The organism is Xanthomonas sp. AC360 (genome assembly GCF_979258225.1).
In genome coordinates this window covers 42,879-65,386 of sequence record NZ_OZ409846.1, presented here as the reverse complement: position 1 = coordinate 65,386, position 22,508 = coordinate 42,879, and the positions used below count along the sequence as shown (strand labels likewise).

The following is a 22,508-nucleotide window of genomic DNA, read 5'->3' as shown; positions in this document are numbered from 1 at the left end:
TCCCGTCACCGGCGTGCCGGTGCTGTAAGACGCCCGACGGCAACGTCGAGCACCCTCCCATTCGGCTGCATCGTCGGGAAGCGATGCGGCCGTTTTTTTGTGCGTGATGGCACATACATTTGTGTAGTAATGCCTGCAGTCGAAACATGAGTGCGGGCATTATCTGGATCTGTGCCCAAACGCAATGTTTGGCGATTGCGTCTACCGGATATGCAGCGTAGTTTCCGCATGGCGAACTCACCACCCCGTTCGCAGGCACAGCATCCCATGCTGATCGCTCATTCGCTCCCTGGAGATACTCCGCAAATCACGGAGGCAACTGTCGCAACGAGAATATCGATGCGAGCGCGTTAGCTTCCAACGAATCCGAGGTCTTAGGTAATGTCTCGGGACACAAGCGAGCCATTGGCTTGAGTGTCTTTGTGTGGACATTACTGACGTCATGCCATGCAAATGCTCTTCGGCGGGACGCCGACGGAGCGTGTTTGATTGGCTCCAGACATCTCTGATGGGTGCCCTGAAGAGGAACAAAGCAGGCCAAAAAAGGCAGTGCTTCATTGATTTTCGAATAAACACCATCCGATAAAAACAAGGTGAATCTCATGAAATCCAGTCAGGGCATCCGTCATAACCTCACGCGCTCGATGGCGTTATCGCTGTTGGCATTAAATCCGTTGTTTGTCGCCAGCGTCTGCGCGCAGGTGCATGTCGACAACCCCTTCGTCGGCGCGAGCGGTTATGTGAATCCCGATTACGCCAAGAAAGTCGATGCATCGATTGCGAAGGTGAAAGGCGCGCCGCTGAAAGCCAAGATGGGCGTGGTGAAAGCCGTTCCCACCGCAGTCTGGTTGGATCGCATTGCCGCGATTGCCGGCGGATCGCAGAATGCCGGGCGGCTTGGCTTGAGGGGGCATTTGGATGCCGCATTGGCACAGAAAAAAGCCAACACGCCGATTACTGCCAGCTTTGTCATCTACGATTTGCCAGGCCGCGATTGTCACGCATTGGCGTCCAACGGCGAATTGCCGCTGACCCCGGCGGCGCTGGAACGCTACAAGAAAGAATATATCGACGTCATTGCGGCGATCTTCGCAGATCCGAAATACAAGGATATCCGCATCGTCAATGTGATCGAGCCCGATAGCCTGCCCAATCTGGTCACCAATTTGAATGACATGCGTTGCGCGCTGGCCAATTCCACGGGAATTTACGAAGAAGGCATCAAGTACGCACTCAATAAGCTGCATGCCGTTCCCAATACCTACAACTACCTGGATATCGGTCACTCGGGTTGGTTGGGCTGGGATAGCAATCGCGGCCCATCGATTTCGCTATATACCCGTGTGGTCCAGGGAACGAGCGCCGGGCTGGCAAGCGTCGACGGCTTTGTCACCAATACCGCCAATACCACGCCATTGAACGAACCCAATTTACCCAATCCGGATTTGAGCGTGAATGGGCAGCCGATCAAGTCGTCGAAATACTACGAATGGAATCCGTATTTCGACGAGGCCGATTTTACCCAGGCGCTGTACAACGGTTTTGTCGGCGCGGGTTGGCCCAGCACGATCGGTTTTATCGTCGATACCGGCCGGAATGGCTGGGGCGGTCCGAATCGTCCCGCCAGCGCGTCCGGCAGCGACATCAATACGTACGTCAATACCGGTCGCATCGATCGTCGCCTCCATCGCGGCAACTGGTGCAATCAAAGCGGAGCAGGGATTGGGGTGCTTCCCGTCGCAGCGCCTGGGCCGCATCTGGATGCGTATGCGTGGGTCAAGCCGCCGGGTGAGTCCGATGGCTCCAGTACCCTCATTTCGAATAACGAGGGCAAGGGCTTCGATCGGATGTGCGACCCGACCTACACCACGGCCGATGGCGTGTTGACCGGCTCACTCGCCGGCGCGCCGATCTCCGGCGCGTGGTTCCATAACCAGTTCGTCGAGCTGGTGAACAACGCCTACCCGGTGATCGCAACCGCCAGCACCGCGGTGGCTACCTTTGCACCGATTGCGGCACCGAGCGCAACGCGCGGCCTCACCGCCACCGTCGGCGACAGCCGGGTCAAGCTGAGCTGGTCGCCGGTGCTGGGAGCAACCAGCTACACGGTGCTGCGTCGCGCAGGTGCCGCGGGTGCGTTCACCACGGTCGGTTCCAATGTTGCAGCGGCCTCGTATGTCGATCAGTCCGTCGCCAATGGCGCGGACTACGACTACGTGGTCACTGCAAACAGCGCGGCCGGGACCAGTGCGCCATCGGCTGTGGTGCGTGCCAAGCCGACCAGGTGATGTGCGCGGTGGACACCGGTACGCCGGTGTCCACCCGTCATGGGCGGCACGCGTGGCCGCGATGACACCATCGCTGCGGTGACCTGATGATGTGTTGAACCCATGGCGGCCATCTGGCCGCCATGGTCGTTTGTGCGAAATGCGAAGTCATGTACGTCAAAGCGTGCAGTGCGGCAATGCGTTGCTGCAGGGTGAGGAATCTGTGCGCGCACGCAATGTTCTTCCCTGATCTCGGGGCGTAGCTTGGTGTGGCGAGCGTCACCATGGTCGCTCGCGTCACGCTTGACCGATTGTGCGAACGCCCAGCAGGGCAAACCACTCCCCAAACAGGATGTCGCTCATGAAGATGCTGTTCTCGCTCAAAAACCTGTTGGCTTCCAAGAAAAGTCTGAAGTCCTACGCTTGGTACATCTGGTACTGAGCGCACTGACAAGCGCGGTAAAAGCCGCCGTGTTCTCAGTGTGATGTTGGTCATGCTCGCCCGCGCGAGGTAAGCGTTTTGCCGGACGCGGGCGTCAACGAGCACAAGGCGATCGTCATGTCTTCAATCAGTAACGCAGGCTTGGACAGGACGACCGTGTTCGCGCCGCGGTTGCTGGCGCTGCTGCGTGAGCACATGGGCAAGGAGGTGTTTCGGCTGGATGGGGATACCGTCGGTGTTGCCGGGCCGCTGTTGACGCATCGATTGCTGGCTGCACGTCTGGCTACCGAAGGTGAGCGGCCGACCTTCAAGCCGCTGCAAGGGCAATCGATCGCACGCACGCATGCCTCCAAACTGATGCAGGCCATCGGGCGTGATGTGCGCGAGGCATTGAAGCGCCCCATCGACGCAGACGTGGATCTGTCCGGCCCATGGCCGCATATTGGGCACGTGTATCTGCGCGATCTACTGCTGGGTGGCGACCCGCTGCGCCTGCGTCTGTTAATGGACCGCACCCTGGAGCTGACACCCAAGTTGACCTGGGCGCTTATCGCTGCAAGCGCAATCAGGCCGCTCACGCTACAGGCCAACGCGTCGGCGCTTGCGATAGTGACTGCGTCCGCAGACGGCTACGATGCGCGCCGCTTCGCCATGGGCTTGTATCGACGAACCGCCGCGCCGGTGTGCTTCACCATTTCCACGTTGGTCGCCAACGCACTGTGGCTGGGATCGCCATTCGATCCTGCCAGTTCAAGCCGAAACATCATCTACGAATCGCTGCGTCTGTTGCCGCCATCCTGGAACATCCTGCGCAACGCATCGCCTGAATATCCGCTGCTCGATCCCCGCATCGGTGTGCAAGACGATGTGTTGGTACTGCCACTCCTAAGCCACCGCGATCCTGCGCTGTGGGATGCACCCGATGTATTTCGTCCGGAGCGCTGGGATCAGCTGGATCCCGATCAGCTGCCCGGCTATCTCCCATTCGGGCACGCGTCGGAGCGCTGTTGGGGCAGGCACATGGTGATGCCCCTGGCCGAGCAGCTGTTGGACAGCGTGCGCCGTCAGGGATTGGCTGTCAGCCCACGGCAGCGCCAGGCGCAGGTGCCGTTGGCGGGGCTGCTCAGTGTGTCTGAGGTGGATGTCGTGCGTTGCTAGCGTTATGCAACTCGCCTGCGTGCACGCCGCAGCGAGCGCATTGCGGTGGCACGGCTCAGTGCTGCCGATAGCGCGCACAGGCACACGCCACCCTCGCAGCATCCAGCGTCAGCCCAACCGCTCCACATTACGCGCGCCAGCGCGTCATTCCTTGGGCGGCCCAGCCGTCGAGCCGCGCTTGACCAGGGTGTACTTCATCACTTGATGTACGCCCTGCGCGGCATCGCCCTTGCGCCGCTGACGAATCGCATCTGCAAGCAAGGACACTGCCGCGCGTCCCATCGCGGTCACCGGTTGATGTACGGTGGTGAGTTCTGGCCAGATGGTGGTTGCCACCGGCGTGTCGTCGAAACCGGCCACCGAAACATCTTCGGGCACACGCAAGCCCAGTCCGTGCGCGACCGCAACCGCGGCAGCCGCCATGTCGTCGTTGCTGCAGAAAATCGCCGTCGGTGGTTTGGGGTGTGCCAGCAGGCTGCGCGCTGCGAGCAGGCCCGAGTGATAGGTAAACAATCCGTCGGCGATCAGGGTCTCTGTAATCTCCAATCCTGCAGCCTGCAAACTGTCGAGATAGCCGTTGGCGCGCAGCGCGCTCGGTGTGTGTTTGGGGTCGCCCTTGATCAGCGCAATGCGGCGGTGCCCGAGTTCGATCAGATGCGCGACGATGGCGCGCGCGGCCTGATAGTCATCGATGCGCACCGAGCTGATTTGCGCCATCGGCGCGCCGCTGGCCACCGCCACCACCGGAATGCCGCGTGCATCCAGTTCGCTGATGGTCTGGCGCGAATCGCACAACGGTGGCGGCAGGATCACGCCGTCAACACCGGCCGCGAGCAAACGCTCGGTGGCTGCGCGCTGGCTACGGATGGCGCCGCATTTTTCCACCAGCACTTGGCTGCCGTTGAGACTGCTTTGCTCCAGCAGCCCGAGCATGAATTGATTGAGATACGCGGCGCTGGGGTTGCTGTACAACACGCCGATACGCAATAGCCCGCTGGTGCGCAGCGAGCGGCCGGCAAGATTGGGCCGGTAGCCCAAGGCCTGCACTGAAGCTTCCACGCGCACCCGCATGTCCTGCCCGACATGCGGGTGCCGGTTGATGACGCGTGAGGCAGTCATCGGCGAGACGCCGGCATGTTTGGCGACATCCAGTAACGTCGCCGCGGTGTTCGCACTAAGTTGCCGCTTGACCGCCATCGTGTGTGCTCGTCCTGGAGTAAGAGCAGCTAACAAAAGGACTGCGCGGCCACCAGGCGGGCGCGGCCGGTGCTCGGTACGGCATGTACCAACTTGTACACACCGGTTCCTCCGCGCCGCCCACCCCCATCTGACGACCGCTCGCTACGTTTTTGCTAGCCGCTTTAAAAAACGCGTTCGCAGCGCTGCGTTGCCAGACTACTCGTTCGGCGGTTGCACAACTTTCGCGCGGCTGCCGAAATCGCCATCGGCTTCGGCCGCCAGATACGCAAACACGGTGTAGGCGGCGACATTCTGCGCGAGCGCCTTCGGGTCGATCTTGTCCAGCGTGTCGTCAGCGGTGTGGTGCAGGTCGAAGTAGTCGGTGCCGTCCTGCGCCAGCCATGCCCACGCGCCACCCTTGGCAGAGATCGGGCCGACATCGGGGCCGGGGCCGCCCTTGCTCGGCTCATACGCGATGCCGAGCGGTGCCAGCACCTCGGCAATCTGCTTGGTTGCTGCGCGTGACGCTTCCGGCGCAGCCGAGCCGGTGTTGAATGCATAGATGCGCCCGGCACCGAAGTCGCTCTCCGCGCCGATCTGATGCAGCGCCATGTCCTTGGCATTCTTGCCGTGCGCGGCCGCATAGGCCTTGCCGCCGTAAAGCCCTTGTTCTTCGTTGGCGAACGCCACCACGCGGATGCTGCGCTTGGGTGCCTGCTTGAGCTGCCCGATCAAATGCCCGGCGGCCATGGTGATGGCCACGCCGGCGCCATCGTCGATCGCACCGGTGCCCAGATCCCACGAATCCAGATGCCCGCCGATCACCACCACTTCTTTGGGCTTGCTGCGTCCGGTGATCTCGCCGATCACGTTGTACGAGGTCGCGGTGCCGTCCCAACCGCAATCCAGCGCCAGCCGGATACGGGTGGTGCCCAACGCGGCAAGACGTGCCAGCTGGTTGGCATCAGGTACCGACAAGGCGGCGGCGGGTACCGGCGTCAGGCCGTCGTCGAACCGGGTGATGCCGGTATGCGGCACGCGATGCGAATCGGTGCCGGCCGAGCGCATCACAAAGCCGATCGCGCCCTTGCGAATCGCCTCGGACGGACCCTTGCTGCGCACCGCGCCGCCATTGCCGTAGTCCTTGCCATCGCGCGCCTTGACCATCTGGTAATCGACAAACGCGATCTTGCCGGTCAGCGATCCTGCAGGCGCTGCCTGCAACGCGGCCAGGGTGTCGAAGCGCACTACCTCACCTTCGACGCTGCCACCCGGGCTGCCGCCCAATGCGGTGATGGTCAACGGTTGCGCGTGTGCACCCAGCACCGCAGCGTGTTCGCTACGACGTTCCCACTTGGGAAAGGTCACCGGCTCGGTCCACACCTTGTCGAAGCCCAGCGACTGGAATTTGGCTTTGGCCCACGCGACCGCGCGCGGATCGGCGTCGCCACCGGCAATGCGCGGACCCACTTCGGTGGTGAGCGATTCCACCACTGCAAAGCCGGTGGTGTCGGCCAGGGCTTGCTCGCGCAACTGCGCAGCGGTGCGCAGCGCGCTGTCGGCAAGGGTGGTCTGTGCGGCAAGCGCGGGGGAACAGGCGAGCAGGGCGGAGATGGCAACAGCGAGGCGACGCATGCAGGGCGGCTCCAACGACAAGGGGGACCCCGAGCTTATCAGCGGCAGGTCCCCCGTCTGCGTGCGAAAAGTCATCCTTGTGCGCGAAGCGCGCGTTGGATGTGTCCGCTTACAACGTGCTCGGCGGCTTGAGCGTGTCGTTTTTCAGCGAGTCGCGAATCTCGCGTAGCAACAGCACTTCTTCGCTCGGGCCTTTGGGAGCGTCCGGCTTGCGCTGGGTGAGGCGATTGATCAGCTTGACCACCAGAAAGATCGCGAAGGCAATGATCACGAACTGCACGACGGTGTTGATGAAGTCGCCATAGCCGATCGCCACGGCTGGAATGTCCTTGCCGGTGGCATCGACGCCGGCGGGTTTGAGCACCCACGCCAACCGCGAAAAATCCACATTGCCGATGGCCCAGCCGATCGGCGGCATGATGATTTTTTCCACCAGCGCGGTGACGATCTTGCCGAACGCCGCGCCGATGACCACACCGACCGCAAGATCGACGACGTTGCCGCGCATCGCGAATTGCTTGAATTCGCTGACCATTCCCATAACGCACTCCAGAGGCGGACGCGGACCGACTGCCGCTGCGCCGATCCTAGCCCGGCCGATGTCAGCCCGCGATGATGCCGTGGCGTTCGGCCACATTTTCCAGGCGCGCACTGAACTGATCGCCCGGCAGCAACGGACCGACACCGGCCGGTGTACCCATGAAGATCAGATCGCCTGCGCGCAGTGCATACAGCTTGGATAGCTCATGCAGAATTTCCGGCACGTTCCAGATCATCTGATCCAGCAACGATTGCTGACGTACCTGTCCGTTGACTTCCAGCGACAGGTTCAACGCATCCAGTGCGCCCACTTCGCCGGCGTGCACTAACTCGCTGATCGGTGCGGAATGATCGAAGCCCTTGGCGGTGTCCCACGGCAGGCCCTTGGCCTTGGCCGCGGCCTGCAGATCGCGACGGGTCAGATCCAGACCCACGCCATAGCCATAGATCAGGCCTTCTGCTTGATCCACGGGCAACTCACCAGCTGGCGCATCGCTCCCCAGCGCCACCACCAGCTCCACTTCGTGGTGCAGCTCCTTGGTGCCGGGCGGGTAGGGGATCTGGTCGCCGTGACCAACCACGATGGCGTCGGCAGGCTTCATGAAAAAGGTCGGCTGGCCACGCTCGGCCTTGGACGCTGGCGCGGTGGCGCCCATCTCGCGCGCATGATCGGCAAAGTTACGGCCCACGCAGTAGATGCGGTGCACCGGAAAGCTGCCGCCACCCACCACCGGAATGCGCGGAACATCGGCAGCGGGAATCACATCGTCAGTCATGCACGCATCCTCGGAACGGGACGCGTGAGTCTAGCCGCTTGGCCGTGTACGACGGAACCTTCAGTGCTGAAGTGAGCGGCAGGGCGCCCGTTCGCAGCTCAATATCGTCGGCCGATCGGCAACCCAAAACGCACATCGGCATGCCCGCAGACATGCCGATTGATTGTGTCGACGATGTAGAACCCGCTGCGAGGTGCGTCGGGTGTGCCGCACGCGCGCGACGCGCTCAGTGCGACATCGGCAACGCGGGTTTGCGCACCACGCGGTATTCGGCCTCGACCACGCGCGCTTGCTGCGGCGTGCGTCGGTTCGACTTGCTCAACAGTTTCCAGGCGACGCCGCCCAGAATCATCGCCGCGCCGACGAACACACTGAAGAAGATCAGCACCGCAAGGATCACCAGTCCGGCGAGACCCGCCGCAACGCGCACCAACGGGTGGCGCGGCTTGCGTGGCGCAAACAGGTGATGGAGGTTGCCGAATTGGAAGAAGCGTGCAGGCATGGCGGTGGGCTGCCGGGCAGGAAACAAGCGCGCAGTATCGTTGCGGTTTCATGTCATTGAGTGAAAAGTTCGTTAATTCGATGAGCGTTTTGTTAAATCCATCACGTTGTATGTGCTTGCCGGGGTCTGCGGTCGTGCTCGGATTGCCGTCGTTACCTGGTCAGCTCGCAGGTGGCGCGGTCATCGACACGGCGTTGCACCTCGCGCAGCGGCGGTGCGGGCGCATGCCACAATCGGCGATCGTTCTTGCGCAGTCGTTGCCCATGCCATCGTCCTCACCGACCACGCTCGCCAGCTTGGCGCAGATTCCCGATGCCGGATTTCTGGAAGTGGAAGCCGCGTGGGAAGACGGTCCGGAGTCGCTGGTGCTGTATCGCGAAGGTGCGCAGGTGCGTGCGTGGTTGAACGTCTGCCCGCATGCCGGACGCAGGCTGGATTGGGCGCCGGGTCAGTTCCTCAAGACCAAGGATGGCCATCTGGTCTGCGCTGCGCACGGCGCCGCGTTCGAGCTCGTCGCGGGCGAATGCATCAGCGGCCCCTGTCGTGGTCAATCGTTGGTGGCAGTGCCGGTACGCACCGACGGCGAGCACGTGCTGCTCGGATAACCGCCGACAGCGCGGTCGCGCCGCAGCCCGATAGCGGGCGCGGCCGGTGCCTGCTGCGATGCAGATCGACGACGTGCCATTGCAGGCAGGTTGGTGTGCGCGCAGCGTGGCAGTCGATGCCGGCACACGCGGTTAGATCGTTAACCCGCAACGCGCCGCCCCTTAGCGCGCCGCCCACCAGAACATCAGATTGATCATCGACACCATCACCACGATGTAGATCAGCGACAGCGGTGCGCCCACGCGCCACAACTCGCGCGGTTGATAGTTGGCCGGGCCGGCCACCATCGAGATCACCGGGTTGGAGGCGGTCATCAGATTGTTGGATGCCGACAACGCCACGATCAGTGCGAACGCAGTGGGGTTGCCGTTGGCCGCCAGCGCCAGATTGACCGCGATCGGCACCATCACGATGGTCGCGCCGACGTGGCTGATCACCAACGAAAATGCCGTGGTCAACAACGCCAGGCTGATTTCCAGCGCCCACACCGGCACACCTTCGGGCAGACGGTCGATGGTGTGACCGGCCACCCAGGCCGCGGTGCCGCTGCTGTCCATCGCCCAGCCGAGCGGAATCAAGCCGGCCATCATGAAGATGGTCTTCCAGTTGATCGACGCATAGGCCTCGTCCATGCGCAGCACGCCGCTGACCAGCATGCAGGCCACACCGGTCATCAGCGTCAGCGCCACCGGCAGGCGCGAGGTCAGCGCGATCAGGATGGTGAAGGCGAAGATCGCCATCGCGATCTTGAACTTGTGCGGACGCTGCTCGCCCTTGGGAAAGTCGGTGACCGGCACGAAGTCGCGGCTTTCCGCCGCTTGCGCCAGGTCCTGCCAGATGCTGTGGAACACCAGCATGTCGCCGGCACGCAGCGGCACGTTGCGCACGTCTTCGCGGATCACCTGTTTGTCGCGGTTGATCGCCAGCAGGCTGATGCCGCTCTGCTTGCGCAAGCGCAGTTCGCCGGCGCTCTTGCCGATCAGGCGCGAATTGGGCGGAATCACCGCTTCGGAAATACCCGCAAGGCTGGGGTTGAACAGATCGCCCAGGTTGCGCAGCCGCGAGGACATGCGCAGGAAGTGGTTCTGCGCAAAATCGGCGACCTCCTGCCGTTGGCCCATCGCACCCAGCACGCTGCCGACCCAGATACGCATGTCCGCCGGCGGCGCTAGGCGGGTGTCGTTGCCGGTCTTCAGGGCCAGCAGCAGCGGTGCGTCGTGAATGGCTTCGGCTTCGCCCAGGGTCATGCCGACCAATGGGCTCTCAGCGGTCACGGTGAGCTCGAACACGTCGCCATCGATGCCGTAGGTCTTGGCGAAATAGCTTTCGGTGCGCGACGGCGTGACGCCTTCGTTGATCAGGCGTTCCTCTTCGATCAGCTTGCGATCGCCGTAGAAGCGGAAGTACAGCAGTGCGGCGATCAGCAAGGCCAGGCCGATCGGCAAGGGCGCGAACATCGTCAACGGCTCGATGCTGGCCATGCCCGAGGGCAGGTTATTGTTAGCCGAGACCAACAGATCGTTGAGCAGAATCAACGGCGAATTGCCCACCATGGTGAGCGCGCCGCCCATCACGATGGCAGCAGCGATGGGCAACAACATGCGTTGCAGGGTCAGCCCGGTGCGCGCCGCCAGCCGCGAAGCCACCGGCAGGTACAAGGCCATCACCGAGGGATTCTGCATGAACGATGAGTTCAAGCCGGAGATGGCCAGCGTCATCATCATCAAGCGCTGCTCGCTGCCGTGCGAACGCCGCAGCAGCCAGGTGGCCAACCGGTTCAAGGCGCCGGTGCGTTCCAGCCCCGCGCCAAGAATGGTGGTGGCGATGATGCTCATCACCGCATTACCGGAAAAGCCGCCGAACAATTCTTCCGGCGCCACCAGCCCGGTGACGCCCAGCACCACCAGCACGATCAAGGCCACCACATCGGCGCGGATGCGCTCGAACAGAAACATCGCCATCGTGAAACCGACCAGCCCGAGGACGAGCTTCATATCGTTGGTCAGTGTCAGCGCGGTATCCATTGGGGGCCGGGAATGGGGAGTCGGGAATGGGGAATGGAAAAAGCGGAGGCGCTGACGCTGGCAAGTTATCCGGGCGCCGCTGGCGTGTGCCCTGGCGATTCCCCATTCCCTATTCCCGATTCCCGGTCGTAGAGCAGATCCCAGACGCCGTGGCCGAGTTTCTGGCCGCGGGTTTCGAAGTGGGTTTGCGGGCGCCAGGCCGGGCGTTCGACGTGGCCGCGCGGACCGGCGCGGTTGACCAGACCCGGTGTGGCATCGAGGACGTCCCACATCTGTTCGGCGTAGTCGGCCCAATCGGTGGCGGCATGCAGACGGCCGCCTTCGCGTAGCTTGCGCACTAGCAGCTGCGCGAAGGCCGGCTGGATCAGGCGACGCTTGTTGTGGCGTTTTTTGTGCCACGGATCGGGGAAGTAGATGCGCACTTCATCCAGCGCGCCATCGGCAATCTCGTGCTCGAGCACTTCCACCGCATCGTGGTGATACAGACGCACATGCGTGCCGCCGTCATCGTGCAGCGCATTGAGCAGCCGGCCGACGCCGGGCGCATGCACTTCGATACCGATGTAGTCGCGGCTGGGGTCGTGCTGCGCGGCAAAACGCAACGCGGCGCCGTTGCCGAAGCCGATTTCCAGCACCTTGGGCGCGGGACGGCCGAACGCGGCATCCAGGTCGCGACGCTCCCCGGTGTAATCCAGCCCGAAGCGCGGCCACAACTCGTCGAAGGCGCGCTGCTGCGCGGGCGTGAAGCGGCCCTGGCGCAACACGAAGCTACGCACCTGGCGGCGCCCTTCTTCGATGGTGAAGGGCTTAGGCGGCATCTTGGCGCCGTCGCTGGTAAACGGGTCGGTCATGAAATGTCAGTCACATCGGAAAACAAAAGCCCCTGTCCCGTCGGGGCGAGGAGGCACAGCTTGCGCGCCGTAGGCGCGCGTGCATAGGAGCGCCCGCGACGCAGGCGCGGGCCGAGGCGCGGAGCGGGGGTTGGGGTGAGGGTACGGCGTGCCGAGGGCACTCGCAGTAACGCGCGATCCAGCAACGGCAACATCCGGACGTCACACCGCCAATCACTGCGCGTCGACTGCAATATCAACGCAGCACACCCACTCATCCGATCACACCATCGACCGGGCTCGACGCCGAGGCATAGCGCTTGCGCGGAATCCGCCCTGCCAGAAACGCCTCGCGCCCGGCCTCGATCGCCTTGCGCATCGCGCTGGCCATCAGGATCGGATCGCGTGCACCGGCGATGGCGGTATTCATCAACACGCCGTCGCAGCCCAGCTCCATCGCAATCGCCGCGTCCGACGCCGTGCCCACGCCGGCATCGACGATGATCGGCACCTTGGCGTTTTCGATGATTTCCAGCAGGTTGTACTTGTTCTGGATGCCCAGGCCCGAGCCGATCGGCGCGGCCAGCGGCATCACCGCCACGCAGCCGATCTCTTCCAGGCGCTTGGCCAGGATCGGGTCGTCGGAGGTATAGACCATCACCTCGAAGCCATCGGCCACCAATTGCTCGGCGGCCTTGAGCGTCTGCACCACGTCCGGGTACAGCGTGCGCGCGTCGCCAAGCACTTCCAGCTTGGTGAGGTTGTGGCCGTCGAGCAGCTCGCGGGCCAGCCGGCAGGTGCGTACCGCGTCTTCGGCGGTGTAGCAGCCGGCGGTGTTGGGCAACAGCGTGTAGCGATCCGGCGGCAGCACGTCGAGCAGGCTGGGCGCATTCGGGTCCTGGCCGATGTTCACGCGGCGGATCGCCACGGTCACGATTTCGGCGGCAGCGGCCTCGGTAGCCAGGCGGGTTTCGTCCAGATCCTTGAACTTGCCGGTGCCTGTCAACAGGCGCGAACGGTAGCGTTTGCCGGCGATGACCAGCGCATCAGAGGGGGCGGGATTCGTCATCCGGCAATTATCACCGATCGGGCGCGGATGCGCCGGCCGCGCAGGGCATCAACCGCCACCCAACGCGTGCACGATCTCCACCACATCGCCCTCGCGCAATGCATGTTCGGCATGCCGTCCGCGCGACACGATTTCGCCATTGACCTCCACTGCCACACGTCGCTGTGCCAAGCCCTCCTGGTCCAGCAGGGCTGCGAGCGGCAGGTGATCGGGAAGCGTGCGCGGGCTGCCGTTGAGTTGAATGTTCATGTCATCATTGTGGCATCGCGCGCCGTCAGGACGCGCGTTTTTGCGTTATGCGGCGGTGCAGCGTGAGCGCAGGCGGCGAGGGTGAAACCATTGCCATTCGCCGGCGTACGTATGCAGCCCGGTCCGGTCCCATCCACTTTCAAGCAGGCACTCCCATGGCTTCAACACTTCGCCCGATCCGCTCCCTGATGGCCGTTGCCATCGCTATCGCGGCCACCCCGGCCATGGCCGAGTCGGCCTTCGACCAGACCGTCTTCTTCGGCGACAGCCTCACCGACAGCGGCTACTACAACCCGCTGCTGCCGGCTGCCTCGCGCGCAGTCACCGGCAAGTTCACCACCAACCCGGGTTGGGTGTGGGCCGAGTATGTCGGCGACCACTTCGGCACCAACGCTGCGCCCAACGGCAATGGCCAGACCGGCGACAACTACGCTGCCGGCGGCGCGCGCATCCAGGCCAGCTCGGTCAGCGCGCTCGGCGCCGCGCCGTCGGTGACCAGCCAGATCAACACCTACCTCACCGCCAACGGCGGCCGCGCCAACCCGAATGCGCTCTACACCGTGTGGGGCGGCGCCAACGATCTGCTCGCCGCCGCCGCCGCGCCGGCACAGGCGCAGGCCATCATCGGCAGTGCAGTGACCGCTCAGGTCGGCGCTGTGGCGACCTTGCAGAATGCCGGCGCGCGTTACGTCATGGTGCCGACCATTCCGGACGTCGGTATCACCCCGCGCTTCCGCGCTGGCGGCGCCGTCGCAATGGCCCAGGGCACCGCCGCTGCGACCACGTACAACACCGCGCTGTTCAACGGCCTGCAGTCGGCCGGCCTGCGTGTGATCCCGGTCGACACCTTCCACATGCTGCAGGAAATCGTCGCCGCACCGGGCACCTTCGGCTTCACCAACGTCACCAACACCGCCTGCAACCCGGCCGTGCCGCTGCCTGCGTGCAACCCGACCAGCCTGGTCGCGGCCAACGCGCAGAACACCTATGTGTTCGCCGACGGCATCCACCCGACCACCGCGGTCCATCAGATCCTGGGCCAGTACGCGATCTCGCTGCTGGAAGCGCCGCGTCTGCAGCAGGTGCTGACCCATTCGGCGCAGGCCGGTGGCCGCGCGCGCGCCGACCAGGTGGCTTGGCATCTGGACGGCAAGCCCGACGCCGATGGTCTGCGCTGGTGGGGTAGCGTGCGCGGCGACATGCAGCGCTACGATCACGCCGATCTGTATGACGGCATGGCGCCGGCCGGCCTGTTCGGCGTGGATTGGAGCGCTGGCGACATGGTGTTCGGCGGCTTTGCCGGCTTTGGCCGCATGGACGCCGACTTCGGCAACCGTAACGGCAGCTTCAAGCAGGACGACACCACCCTGGGCGGCTTCTTCGGCTGGTACACCGGCCCGGTGTGGGTCAACGCGCAGGTCAGCTACAGCTGGTTGAGCTACGACGTCGACCGCGAAGTCCAGCTTGGGCCAGCCACGCGTGTGCACAGCGGCTCGCCGGACGGCAGCAACCTGACCGCCGCCGTCAACGCCGGCTATTCGCTGGGCGAAGGCAACGTCAAGTACGGCCCGGTGGTCGGCCTGACCTGGCAGAAGCTCAAGCTCGACGGCTACACCGAAAGCAACGAGAGCTCCACCGCGCTGGGGTATGCCGACCAGGATATCGACTCGCTGGTCGGCCGCATCGGCTTCCAGGTGCGTCTGGATGGCGCGGCGGTCAAGCCGTACGTGCAGGCGACCTACGACCACGAGTTCAAGGACGGCGGCGAAGCCAGCGCCTGGCTGCAGTCGATGCCGGAAGTGGGCATGTACACCGTGCCGGGCCAGAACTTCGACCGCAACTACGCCACCGTGGTACTGGGCGCGCGTACCGGCCTGTGGGGCTTGCAGAGCAACGTGGGCCTGAGCACCACCACTGCTCAGCGCAGCGCCCGCGATGCCACCTTGTTCGTGAACTTCAGCGGCAATTTCTGATTGCGCCGACTGGCTTGGTAGCACTGAGGTAAGAGACGAGGGCCGGGCAACCGGCCTTCGTCACGTCTGCGCATTGCGCCCGACACCTGCGCCCGCCTAAACTCTCCCCACGCCAAGCGGGCGTAGCTCAATGGTAGAGCTGTAGCTTCCCAAGCTACTGACGAGGGTTCGATTCCCTTCGCCCGCTCCAACTGCTTCCGCCAAGTCTCTAAGTGCCTGACTGGGTTGGATGCTCCGGCCGATTGATGATTCCGGGCGATGCCCCTTGAGGCATCAACCTTGCCCAAGCCTCTGATGATCTCGCGCTCGGCTGGCCTGTATGCGCGCTTCTTCGTTCCTACCGATCTTCGAGCGCTGATTGGCTCGCGCTATCTTGTCCGCCCGTTGGGAAGCCATCGCGGGCGCAAGCGCCCCGGATAGATGACTGCCGAACAAGTAATCGTGCTTCCAGGCGCGATGATTGGCGCTTGAACGTGACATTTAAAAAGCCCTGCAAAGCTGGGCTTTGTAACGTCGGATACATGGGACGAACACTTCATCATCATCGAAGAAATTTTTGGCAATCAAAATTCTTCCTCAGATTATTTTACGAACCTGGGTAGAAACAGGCAGCAGCGTAGAGCCGTCTTTTGCCTGGAGCGTCATGCGTGGGACCTTCTTGCCCGTGCGCTTGTCGATAAGCACCGAATGACGTTCGCCTTGCTCAAACAGGTGGTCTTCGCCCCACTGTCGCAATGCCACCACGACGGGGAACAGGTTTTCTCCCTGTGCTGTTAGCACGTATTGCTGATAAGCCGTGCCGTCAGATGCATCTTGCATTTCAAGGATGCCCGCATCGACCAGCTTGCGCAGCCGATCAGACAGGATGTTGCGGGCCGCACCCAAGCTGCGCTGGAAATCGCCGAAGCGGCAAACACCATCGAAGGCGTCGCGCACGATCAGTAGCGCCCATCGATCTCCGATGAGATCAACCGAACGCGCAACCGGGCAGTGCTCGTCACCAAAGCGTTTTCGGGGGGGCATAGCGTCTCCGCGGCCGGTCAATAGTGGATCAATCAAGTTGCACTTTAAAACCGGATTGCCTAGCATTCAAGCAGTCTTGATTTGCAACTGGATTGAATGTGGCCGAAACCACGGGGATTTCTTCTGCATCACCGCTACCGTCACTTGGTTGTTCGACGGTTCCTTCTGCGAACATGTCCCGCCACTTGGTTTGGCTGTTTGCTGTCGCAAGCGGACTGAGCGTGGCAAATGTCTATTACGCTCAGCCGCTGCTTGACGCGCTGGCCAGAGACTTTGGCATCAGCTATGCGGCGATTGGCGGGGTCATTACAGCCACCCAAATCGGTTGTGCGCTGGCATTGTTGCTGCTCGTGCCGCTAGGCGACTTGGTCAATCGTCGTCGCCTGATGTCGATGCAGCTCCTGGCGCTGGTGATCGCACTTGCCGTTGTGAGCATGGCGCGATCTGCGCCTGCACTGCTGGTAGGCATGCTCGTCGTAGGCTTATTGGGCACAGCGATGACGCAGGGACTGATTGCCTATGCGGCCACTGCCGCCGCGCCCCATGAGCGGGGCCGCGTGGTCGGCGCAGCGCAAGGCGGTGTGTTCATCGGCCTGCTGTTGGCGCGGGTATTTGCCGGTGGTGTAAGCGATTTGGCAGGCTGGCGCGGGGTGTATTTCTGCGCTGCTTTGCTGATGGTTGCGATTGCACTTCCGTTGCGGCGGTCGCTGCCAGCTTTGCCGTCGACGTCCCAGACGATGACGTACCCGCGTTTGATCGCTTCGATGCTGACGCTGCTGCGCCGGGAAAGGATCTTGCAAGTGCGCGGCATGCTGGCGCTGTTGATGTTCGCCGCATTCAACATCTTCTGGAGCGCGCTGGTGCTGCCGTTGAGCATGCCGCCTTACCGCTTCTCTCATACGGTCATCGGTGCATTCGGTCTGGTCGGTGTGGCAGGTGCCTTGGTCGCTGCGCGCGCTGGACAATGGGCGGACCAGGGCCATGCGCAGCGCACCAGTGCAGTAGCGCTCACGGTGCTGCTGCTGGCTTGGTGGCCTCTATCGCTGATGGAGTGGTCATTGTGGGCGCTGGTCATTGGCATCGTGCTGCTCGACATGGGCGGGCAAGCGCTACATGTCACGAACCAAAGCTTGATCTTCCGCACCAGGCCTGAGGCGCACAGTCGGTTGGTTGGCCTCTATATGCTGTTCTATGCCGTCGGTAGCGGACTGGGTGCAATCGGCGCGACGGTCACCTATGCCCGAGCAGGTTGGCAGGGTGTGTGTGTGCTAGGCGCGGCAGTCAGTCTTTTTGCACTGCTGTTCTGGTGGGCGACAAGGCGGGGCGATACCAACATTGCGGGCGTCGAGTCCTGATCGGGGCCATTTCTCGCGCACGTTCGCGGGCATGGCGCAGCGCATGGAATCGAGAGCACGCATGTCGAAAGATGCTGGGTTCGCCGGACGATGTCTCGACGTGATCTTGGCTTGGCACGGGCCCATCAGCACTGACGAACCAAGCTAAAAGCGAAAACGTCCACGGCGCTGGCAGTTGAGTGTGCTTGTCTAACGGCCGCCCTGAAACTTGAATGTGAAACGAGCAACGGATGCTGGGACGGCCTTCCCACTGATGGGCAAAGGTGTTGCGTCCACCAGCGTCAACATGCCATCGGCCACAGGGACCGGAATACCCAACGTAAGGTCGACTTGCGTGGACCAGCCGCCGCCAAACACGGTCGCCCTGACAATCATCCGTCCAGCGTGGATGCATTGAACGTTGGCAGGGCAACGGCTGTCCTCAATGACGCGGTCGGGGCGCACCCTGGGACCATCGACGGCTGCAATCTCTCCCAGTCGCACAGGCCCTTCAATGGGGTGATTAGTACCGGCGCCCGACGCCATGCACCCAGCAAGTGAGAGGACAAGCAGTGGTGCAAGCGTCAAAGCGCGGAGGGGGCGACTATGTTTCATGGCGATGTTCCTGCTCACGTGGCTTGGAGGCGCAGACGCCTGCCCTGGATCGTCATCTGCGGGGTAGGGCAATAGAGCTCCAGTTAGCGCGCCGCTCGGAATCAGGAGGGGCATTGCATGCGTGGAGTGCTTGAACTCATCGTCCGCCAGGCGTGTTCAATGTTGCAAGCTGCGCGTTGACCTCAAGGGTCTGGTCGCTTTGCAGGGTGCCCAAGTTCAGGGACACGTTGTTATCGAGTTACCAGGCACGGTGTCCGCTAGTATCGCGATGTCTCGTCCACTGAAAACATCTCATGCCGATCTCCCGTCTTACCGCTGTGTTCCTCGCCGCATCGACCGCTGCGATAGCGGGCACGACGCACGCAGAGACGTGGATCGTCCGCACCGATCTGTGGGGAAATCCCGTGTTTTCGACCCTGTCGATCGATCGAACGGGAAACCGGATCAGCGGCGACCTGGATGGCGACACGATTGACGGTGGCGCTAGCGGCGATCGATTGACGCTGACTGCGACCGATCGCCAGCAGCGCACCTCGCGCTACGTCCTGCGCCTCAAGGGCAAGGAGCTGACCGGCACGACGGAGGGGCCGGACACGAACGACCCCGCCGCGCGCGCCACCCATGCGGTGACGGGCTGGCGTGTGCCCGATCGCGATGGCGGACCGCGCACGGTGGAGTTCAGCCCGACCGACTATTCCAACACGTGGGATGCCGATCGGAGACCGGTGCTGATCGTCTGGCCGGGGGATACGATCCACACGACGACGGTCGATTCCGGCGGAGTCGACGCGCAGGGCAAAACCAGGGCGCTGTTCGGAAATCCGCAGACCGGCCCGTTCTTCGTCGCAGGCGCACAGCCCGGCGATACGCTGGCGGTGCATATCCGCCGCCTGAAGCTCAACCGCGACTGGGCAGACAGCCTCGACTCGATCGTTGGGCGTGCGCTCGGTGCAGCGTTGGTGCCGGAAGCCGCTGCCCTCGGTAAGCCGATCAAGTGGCGGCTCGATCGCGAGACGGGGCGTGCACGTCCTGAAAACGCGACCGGTCCGCTCGCCGGCTACTCGGTGCCGGTGAAGCCGATGCTCGGCGGCATGGCGGTCGCGCCGGGCTTCGGGATGCCGGCAATCTCGACCGGGGACACCGGACGCTTCGGAGGGAATATGGACTTCAACGAAGTGGTGGAAGGCAACACCGTCTACCTGCCCGTGCAGCAACCCGGCGCGCTGCTCTATTTCGGCGACGCCCATGCGCTTCAGGGGGACGGCGAGACGACGCAATATGCGCTGGAAACGTCGATGGACGTGACCGTCACGGTCGACCTTATCAAGGGGCGCAGCGTGTCGATGCCACGGGTCGAGTCGCCAACCCAGATTATGGTGCTGGGTCAGGCAGGATCGCTCGACGAGGCGTTGAAGTCCGCTAGTACCGGCATGGTCCAGTGGCTCCAGCAGGATTACGGGCTGACGCTTTCGCAGAGCGCGCAGGTGCTGGGCACATCGCTGCACTACAGCATCCCCAACCTGGCCGGCCGCAGCGTGGGAGTAGCGGCAAAGATCGACAAGGCCCTGTTGCCGGCCAAGCCATGAACCGATGGGCAGGGTGAAGTTCCGTCCCCATTGAACACACTTAGCTGAGATGGCCGCGCTGCGCTGTTGGTTGCGCTGCGTGTTGTGTGTATCGGGGCCTCGCAACGTCATCGCGCACGGGCCGCGGCGATGCATGTGGTTCGGTTTAGTTGCGACAGCGCTGGCCGACGGCGTCGTTGCATTTCAGGATGTGCTGATGGAGAGCACCAGATAGGTGCTCGGCACTATTCCGATGCCTTGATGCGGACGCCTTGGCGATAAGGGCGCCGCCCGACGCCGATTTCAGTGCCGTTCGGGATCGGCGGTCTAGCGTTCGTAGCGCACGGATGTCCGTGTATTCCGGATGCTGTCATGTCTGTCGCACGCAATCGTTTGCCTTCGATCATCGTTGCATTGGGTGCCATCATTTGTGCGGCGCCGGTATTTGCGGCCTGCCAGCCCGGGCCGTTTGCTGTCTCGCTGCCTGCGCAGCGGCTCGACGAGCGTTTGCAGGAGTTGGCCCACGTCACCGGATGCGCGGTGGAAGTGGATCCGTCACTGTTGCAAGGCAAGCGTGCCGCTGGACTGACCGGGTCCTTGACCGCCGATCAGGCCTTCATTGAATCGGTGCGTGGCAGCGGCCTCGAAGCCGGGCCGGCCGATGACCATTGGCGGGTCAATCAGGCGCAGCAACTGTATTTTGCCGAGCGGGTGGAGACCTTGCGCAGCGCGATTGCGGATGCACGCAAGAGCAAGTCGATGACGCCCGTGCGCGCAAAAAAACTGACGGCGTACCTGTCGAAGATTGCTGCGGACGTTCCCAAGCTTGTACGCGAGCAAGGCTTTCTCAGTGCGGCAGAGCGGGCCTCGTATGGGCGCATGCTGAAGGATGTGGAGCAATCGTTAGAGAAGGTGTGAAAAACTTACGGCGTGGCGAGTGAAATGAAACTTTGCTGGATCCAGGCGCTCACCCTGCTGAAAATCAACCACTTCCGCTTAGTCACGGTGGCCTAGGTTGTTGGTCGAACGCGCATTGAAGAGTTGTTCAGAGGTGCCTTGGTGCGGTGATTCATTGCAACGATGAGACGTGATGTGGCGGCTTTCGTCGGGCCGATTTGCCGCATTTGATTCAGGGATGGGTGAGATCTATTGCATGTGCATGTGCATGTGCAGGCGTAGGCGCAGGCGCAGTCTCTGCCAGCACGATGGCGGATCCAGCCTGATTTCAAGATGGGTGGCGATCGGTTCGGCGCACCCTGATGGGACCTTTTCAACCCGTGTCGTAGGCGTGCCGCGCTGCGGGTGATCCCAGGCAGTTCTTTCCTATCGCTTCGATATGTGGTGTCAATGACATCGATTGCAGGCTTGCAATCGATACGAAAAGTACGCCACAGCTTCGTCTTTTTCTTCCGAAGGGTCAGGAACCTCCTGATTGAGAACGCGTCCCATGACGGCCATAGTGACTGCATCATTGAGCGGACACCATGAAGACTACTCACTCCCAGCTGGTTGGTGCGTTGATCAAAGGCATGCGTCGCGCCGAATCTGCGCGTGTCGCCTCGATTGCCTATCGCACCGGGGGGGCGGATCAGACGCATGTGTGTGGCACGCCGGACGATGCCAGCAAGGTGATTGAGATGTTCAAGCTCGATGCCGACCAGGTCCGCCAGATCGGATTGGTTGGGGTCGAGGAGCTGGGCGAGGCGGTCTGTCACGCGTGGTCGATCAACGCCGGGCAGCTAGACCGGGTGGTGCAGTGGTTCACCGCCCCCAGGGTGGAATTTGTCGGAAAACACTGCAGCGAGCTGATCCGGGCAGGCCGCATTGGACCGGTGCTGACCATGGCCCGGGAGCACGCCTTGCTGCGTCATCGCTGAGCGCCAGCAGACCCGGTGTGGGCTGGGCGCTTTACGCTAGACGGCGTAGGGGCAATACTCGCTGACCCGTCCAACCTTAGTTTCGTCAATGCGCCAGGTTCCGCCCGCTTCACCCTCTGCCGCCGCCAAAGCCCAATTGCTGGAAGAGCTGCGCAAGCTTGAGCAGGAAGAGGCGCAGCTCAAATATGCCCAGACCCTGGAAGCCTTTGACCAGGTCGTCGAGGTGCTGACCCAGTTCGGCGGCCGATTCAACGCAAAGCAGAAATCCCAGATCGCCTCGCTCGCCATGACCGGCAAGTCCAAGGGACCGCTGTCGTCCACCGGCGAGGTGGTGGCCAAATACTGGATTCCGCATTCTGGTGAGACCTGGTCCGGCCGTGGCCGCACGCCACGTGTCTTCAAGGCCTGGGAAGGCACCAGTTCCTACAAGGAATGGAAGTCCAAGCATCCGGACAAGCGTTTCCCGCTCTATCCGGGGTGAGTTTTTCACGGATTTGGCGTTCTTGAGGCGTTCTCAATGCGAGCCGCGTCGGTTAGCCGCGCGCTCGCCTACTCGATGCGTGCAGTGTTGCGCTGGGCGCGGCTGCCGATTCGGCCTTTCGTTTGAGCCGTTGCACTGAATGTGTGAGCTGACCGGCTTGCGATAAGCGTCGCTGTGGGCGCGAGCTGATGACGCAATCAGAATGTGTGCGGGCGTTGGCCGGGAGTGAGACGGCGCGTTCGATGTCTTGATCGCTAAGCGCCAATCAGCATATAGGTCATGCGCTGTAGATCGTTGTGCTGATCGCCGGAGATCTGCAAGCGTCCGAGGAAATACCCGGATTCAGACGAGACACGGCATCGC

At 62.8% G+C, this 22,508-nt stretch carries 21 protein-coding genes, 1 tRNA gene and 1 other RNA gene; 12 read left to right on the top strand and 11 right to left on the bottom strand.

Features of this window, described 5'->3' with window-relative positions; translation table 11 throughout:
• The first annotated feature begins 644 nt into the window (after positions 1 to 644).
• The 3 genes from ACZZ0O_RS00290 (at position 645) to ACZZ0O_RS00280 (ending at position 3,867) form a co-directional block, all read left to right on the top strand.
• On the top strand, positions 645 to 2,288 hold the full coding sequence (locus ACZZ0O_RS00290; protein ID WP_115560161.1) for a glycoside hydrolase family 6 protein: 1,644 nt from the start codon (positions 645 to 647) through the stop codon (positions 2,286 to 2,288).
• 331 nt (positions 2,289 to 2,619) lie between these two features.
• A complete protein-coding gene (locus ACZZ0O_RS00285) occupies positions 2,620 to 2,709 on the top strand; it encodes a tryptorubin family RiPP precursor (protein WP_064629343.1) in 90 nt (29 codons plus the stop codon).
• A gap of 117 nt (positions 2,710 to 2,826) precedes the next feature.
• Positions 2,827 to 3,867 (top strand): cytochrome P450, encoded by a 1,041-nt coding sequence (locus ACZZ0O_RS00280; protein WP_463591904.1) that lies wholly within the window; start codon positions 2,827 to 2,829, stop codon positions 3,865 to 3,867.
• 144 nt (positions 3,868 to 4,011) lie between these two features.
• Here the strand turns inward: ACZZ0O_RS00280 and ACZZ0O_RS00275 are convergent, their stop codons facing one another.
• On the bottom strand, positions 4,012 to 5,064 hold the full coding sequence (locus tag ACZZ0O_RS00275; protein ID WP_115562735.1) for a LacI family DNA-binding transcriptional regulator: 1,053 nt from the start codon (positions 5,062 to 5,064) through the stop codon (positions 4,012 to 4,014).
• Positions 5,065 to 5,147: 83 nt separating this feature from the next.
• Between ACZZ0O_RS00275 and ACZZ0O_RS00270 the strand changes: the two genes are divergently transcribed.
• Positions 5,148 to 5,225: non-coding RNA, sX9 sRNA (locus tag ACZZ0O_RS00270), on the top strand.
• A gap of 37 nt (positions 5,226 to 5,262) precedes the next feature.
• On the opposite strand, the gene ACZZ0O_RS00265 is transcribed toward ACZZ0O_RS00270, so the two are convergent.
• The 4 genes from ACZZ0O_RS00265 to ACZZ0O_RS00250 form a co-directional block, all read right to left on the bottom strand.
• On the bottom strand, positions 5,263 to 6,681 hold the full coding sequence (locus tag ACZZ0O_RS00265; protein WP_115562734.1) for a M20/M25/M40 family metallo-hydrolase: 1,419 nt from the start codon (positions 6,679 to 6,681) through the stop codon (positions 5,263 to 5,265).
• A 109-nt stretch (positions 6,682 to 6,790) separates the two neighbouring features.
• On the bottom strand, positions 6,791 to 7,222 hold the full coding sequence (gene mscL, locus ACZZ0O_RS00260) for a large-conductance mechanosensitive channel protein MscL (RefSeq protein WP_055848817.1): 432 nt from the start codon (positions 7,220 to 7,222) through the stop codon (positions 6,791 to 6,793).
• Positions 7,223 to 7,283: 61 nt separating this feature from the next.
• Positions 7,284 to 7,997 (bottom strand): fumarylacetoacetate hydrolase family protein, encoded by a 714-nt coding sequence (locus tag ACZZ0O_RS00255; protein ID WP_055848820.1) that lies wholly within the window; start codon positions 7,995 to 7,997, stop codon positions 7,284 to 7,286.
• Positions 7,998 to 8,223: 226 nt separating this feature from the next.
• Positions 8,224 to 8,499 carry a hypothetical protein gene (locus ACZZ0O_RS00250; RefSeq protein WP_055848822.1) on the bottom strand — a complete coding sequence of 92 codons (276 nt, stop codon included), beginning with the start codon at positions 8,497 to 8,499 and terminating at the stop codon, positions 8,224 to 8,226.
• 263 nt (positions 8,500 to 8,762) lie between these two features.
• Here ACZZ0O_RS00250 and ACZZ0O_RS00245 point away from each other — a divergent pair, with 263 nt between their 5' ends.
• Complete coding sequence (locus tag ACZZ0O_RS00245) at positions 8,763 to 9,104, top strand: Rieske (2Fe-2S) protein (protein WP_463591903.1); 342 nt, start codon at positions 8,763 to 8,765, stop codon at positions 9,102 to 9,104.
• Between the two features lie 162 nt (positions 9,105 to 9,266).
• Here ACZZ0O_RS00245 and ACZZ0O_RS00240 read toward each other — a convergent pair whose 3' ends face one another.
• The 4 genes from ACZZ0O_RS00240 to thiS all read right to left on the bottom strand — a co-directional run bounded on the left by ACZZ0O_RS00240 (position 9,267) and on the right by thiS (position 13,277).
• Positions 9,267 to 11,129, bottom strand: a complete 1,863-nt coding sequence (locus tag ACZZ0O_RS00240; protein WP_055848825.1) for an SLC13 family permease — start codon at positions 11,127 to 11,129, stop codon at positions 9,267 to 9,269.
• Positions 11,130 to 11,194: 65 nt separating this feature from the next.
• Entirely contained in the window at positions 11,195 to 11,980 is a 786-nt protein-coding gene (gene trmB, locus ACZZ0O_RS00235; protein WP_115513712.1) for a tRNA (guanosine(46)-N7)-methyltransferase TrmB, read from the bottom strand.
• A 253-nt stretch (positions 11,981 to 12,233) separates the two neighbouring features.
• Complete coding sequence (locus ACZZ0O_RS00230) at positions 12,234 to 13,028, bottom strand: thiazole synthase (protein ID WP_055848831.1); 795 nt, start codon at positions 13,026 to 13,028, stop codon at positions 12,234 to 12,236.
• Between the two features lie 48 nt (positions 13,029 to 13,076).
• A complete protein-coding gene (gene thiS, locus ACZZ0O_RS00225; protein WP_055848833.1) occupies positions 13,077 to 13,277 on the bottom strand; it encodes a sulfur carrier protein ThiS in 201 nt (66 codons plus the stop codon).
• Positions 13,278 to 13,465: 188 nt separating this feature from the next.
• Here thiS and ACZZ0O_RS00220 point away from each other — a divergent pair, with 188 nt between their 5' ends.
• Both ACZZ0O_RS00220 and ACZZ0O_RS00215 read left to right on the top strand, forming a co-directional pair.
• On the top strand, positions 13,466 to 15,250 hold the full coding sequence (locus ACZZ0O_RS00220; RefSeq protein WP_055848836.1) for an autotransporter domain-containing esterase: 1,785 nt from the start codon (positions 13,466 to 13,468) through the stop codon (positions 15,248 to 15,250).
• A gap of 116 nt (positions 15,251 to 15,366) precedes the next feature.
• Positions 15,367 to 15,440: transfer RNA gene (locus tag ACZZ0O_RS00215), tRNA-Gly, on the top strand.
• A 386-nt stretch (positions 15,441 to 15,826) separates the two neighbouring features.
• Here the strand turns inward: ACZZ0O_RS00215 and ACZZ0O_RS00210 are convergent.
• The gene (locus tag ACZZ0O_RS00210; RefSeq protein ID WP_115562730.1) at positions 15,827 to 16,273 is read right to left on the bottom strand and encodes a winged helix-turn-helix transcriptional regulator; all 447 of its coding nucleotides are present in this window, start codon (positions 16,271 to 16,273) and stop codon (positions 15,827 to 15,829) included.
• 98 nt (positions 16,274 to 16,371) lie between these two features.
• Between ACZZ0O_RS00210 and ACZZ0O_RS00205 the strand changes: the two genes are divergently transcribed.
• Positions 16,372 to 17,628 (top strand): MFS transporter, encoded by a 1,257-nt coding sequence (locus ACZZ0O_RS00205; RefSeq protein ID WP_463591902.1) that lies wholly within the window; start codon positions 16,372 to 16,374, stop codon positions 17,626 to 17,628.
• 189 nt (positions 17,629 to 17,817) lie between these two features.
• Here ACZZ0O_RS00205 and ACZZ0O_RS00200 read toward each other — a convergent pair whose 3' ends face one another.
• Positions 17,818 to 18,222, bottom strand: a complete 405-nt coding sequence (locus tag ACZZ0O_RS00200; protein WP_463591901.1) for a hypothetical protein — start codon at positions 18,220 to 18,222, stop codon at positions 17,818 to 17,820.
• Positions 18,223 to 18,515: 293 nt separating this feature from the next.
• Between ACZZ0O_RS00200 and ACZZ0O_RS00195 the strand changes: the two genes are divergently transcribed.
• From ACZZ0O_RS00195 to ACZZ0O_RS00180, 4 genes are all read left to right on the top strand, one after another.
• A complete protein-coding gene (locus tag ACZZ0O_RS00195; RefSeq protein ID WP_463591900.1) occupies positions 18,516 to 19,808 on the top strand; it encodes an acetamidase/formamidase family protein in 1,293 nt (430 codons plus the stop codon).
• 285 nt (positions 19,809 to 20,093) lie between these two features.
• Positions 20,094 to 20,705, top strand: a complete 612-nt coding sequence (locus tag ACZZ0O_RS00190) for an STN domain-containing protein (RefSeq protein ID WP_323539621.1) — start codon at positions 20,094 to 20,096, stop codon at positions 20,703 to 20,705.
• A gap of 566 nt (positions 20,706 to 21,271) precedes the next feature.
• Positions 21,272 to 21,664: a hypothetical protein gene (locus ACZZ0O_RS00185; protein ID WP_055848853.1), complete on the top strand. Its 393-nt coding sequence runs from the start codon at positions 21,272 to 21,274 to the stop codon at positions 21,662 to 21,664.
• Between the two features lie 88 nt (positions 21,665 to 21,752).
• Positions 21,753 to 22,145, top strand: a complete 393-nt coding sequence (locus tag ACZZ0O_RS00180; protein ID WP_055848856.1) for an H-NS histone family protein — start codon at positions 21,753 to 21,755, stop codon at positions 22,143 to 22,145.
• Positions 22,146 to 22,508 lie beyond the last annotated feature (363 nt).

Coding starts and splice junctions, on each gene's coding strand:
- ACZZ0O_RS00265 (WP_115562734.1), bottom strand. CDS start 6,681: ATGCGTCGCCTCGCTGTTGCCATCTCCGCCCTGCTCGCCTGTTCCCCC.
- ACZZ0O_RS00195 (WP_463591900.1), top strand. CDS start 18,516: ATGCCGATCTCCCGTCTTACCGCTGTGTTCCTCGCCGCATCGACCGCT.
- ACZZ0O_RS00180 (WP_055848856.1), top strand. CDS start 21,753: ATGCGCCAGGTTCCGCCCGCTTCACCCTCTGCCGCCGCCAAAGCCCAA.
- trmB (WP_115513712.1), bottom strand. CDS start 11,980: ATGACCGACCCGTTTACCAGCGACGGCGCCAAGATGCCGCCTAAGCCC.
- ACZZ0O_RS00275 (WP_115562735.1), bottom strand. CDS start 5,064: ATGGCGGTCAAGCGGCAACTTAGTGCGAACACCGCGGCGACGTTACTG.
- ACZZ0O_RS00210 (WP_115562730.1), bottom strand. CDS start 16,273: ATGCCCCCCCGAAAACGCTTTGGTGACGAGCACTGCCCGGTTGCGCGT.
- ACZZ0O_RS00280 (WP_463591904.1), top strand. CDS start 2,827: ATGTCTTCAATCAGTAACGCAGGCTTGGACAGGACGACCGTGTTCGCG.
- ACZZ0O_RS00240 (WP_055848825.1), bottom strand. CDS start 11,129: ATGGATACCGCGCTGACACTGACCAACGATATGAAGCTCGTCCTCGGG.
- ACZZ0O_RS00185 (WP_055848853.1), top strand. CDS start 21,272: ATGAAGACTACTCACTCCCAGCTGGTTGGTGCGTTGATCAAAGGCATG.
- ACZZ0O_RS00220 (WP_055848836.1), top strand. CDS start 13,466: ATGGCCGTTGCCATCGCTATCGCGGCCACCCCGGCCATGGCCGAGTCG.
- mscL (WP_055848817.1), bottom strand. CDS start 7,222: ATGGGAATGGTCAGCGAATTCAAGCAATTCGCGATGCGCGGCAACGTC.
- ACZZ0O_RS00230 (WP_055848831.1), bottom strand. CDS start 13,028: ATGACGAATCCCGCCCCCTCTGATGCGCTGGTCATCGCCGGCAAACGC.
- ACZZ0O_RS00200 (WP_463591901.1), bottom strand. CDS start 18,222: ATGAAACATAGTCGCCCCCTCCGCGCTTTGACGCTTGCACCACTGCTT.
- ACZZ0O_RS00285 (WP_064629343.1), top strand. CDS start 2,620: ATGTCGCTCATGAAGATGCTGTTCTCGCTCAAAAACCTGTTGGCTTCC.
- ACZZ0O_RS00250 (WP_055848822.1), bottom strand. CDS start 8,499: ATGCCTGCACGCTTCTTCCAATTCGGCAACCTCCATCACCTGTTTGCG.
- thiS (WP_055848833.1), bottom strand. CDS start 13,277: ATGAACATTCAACTCAACGGCAGCCCGCGCACGCTTCCCGATCACCTG.
- ACZZ0O_RS00255 (WP_055848820.1), bottom strand. CDS start 7,997: ATGACTGACGATGTGATTCCCGCTGCCGATGTTCCGCGCATTCCGGTG.
- ACZZ0O_RS00245 (WP_463591903.1), top strand. CDS start 8,763: ATGCCATCGTCCTCACCGACCACGCTCGCCAGCTTGGCGCAGATTCCC.
- ACZZ0O_RS00290 (WP_115560161.1), top strand. CDS start 645: ATGGCGTTATCGCTGTTGGCATTAAATCCGTTGTTTGTCGCCAGCGTC.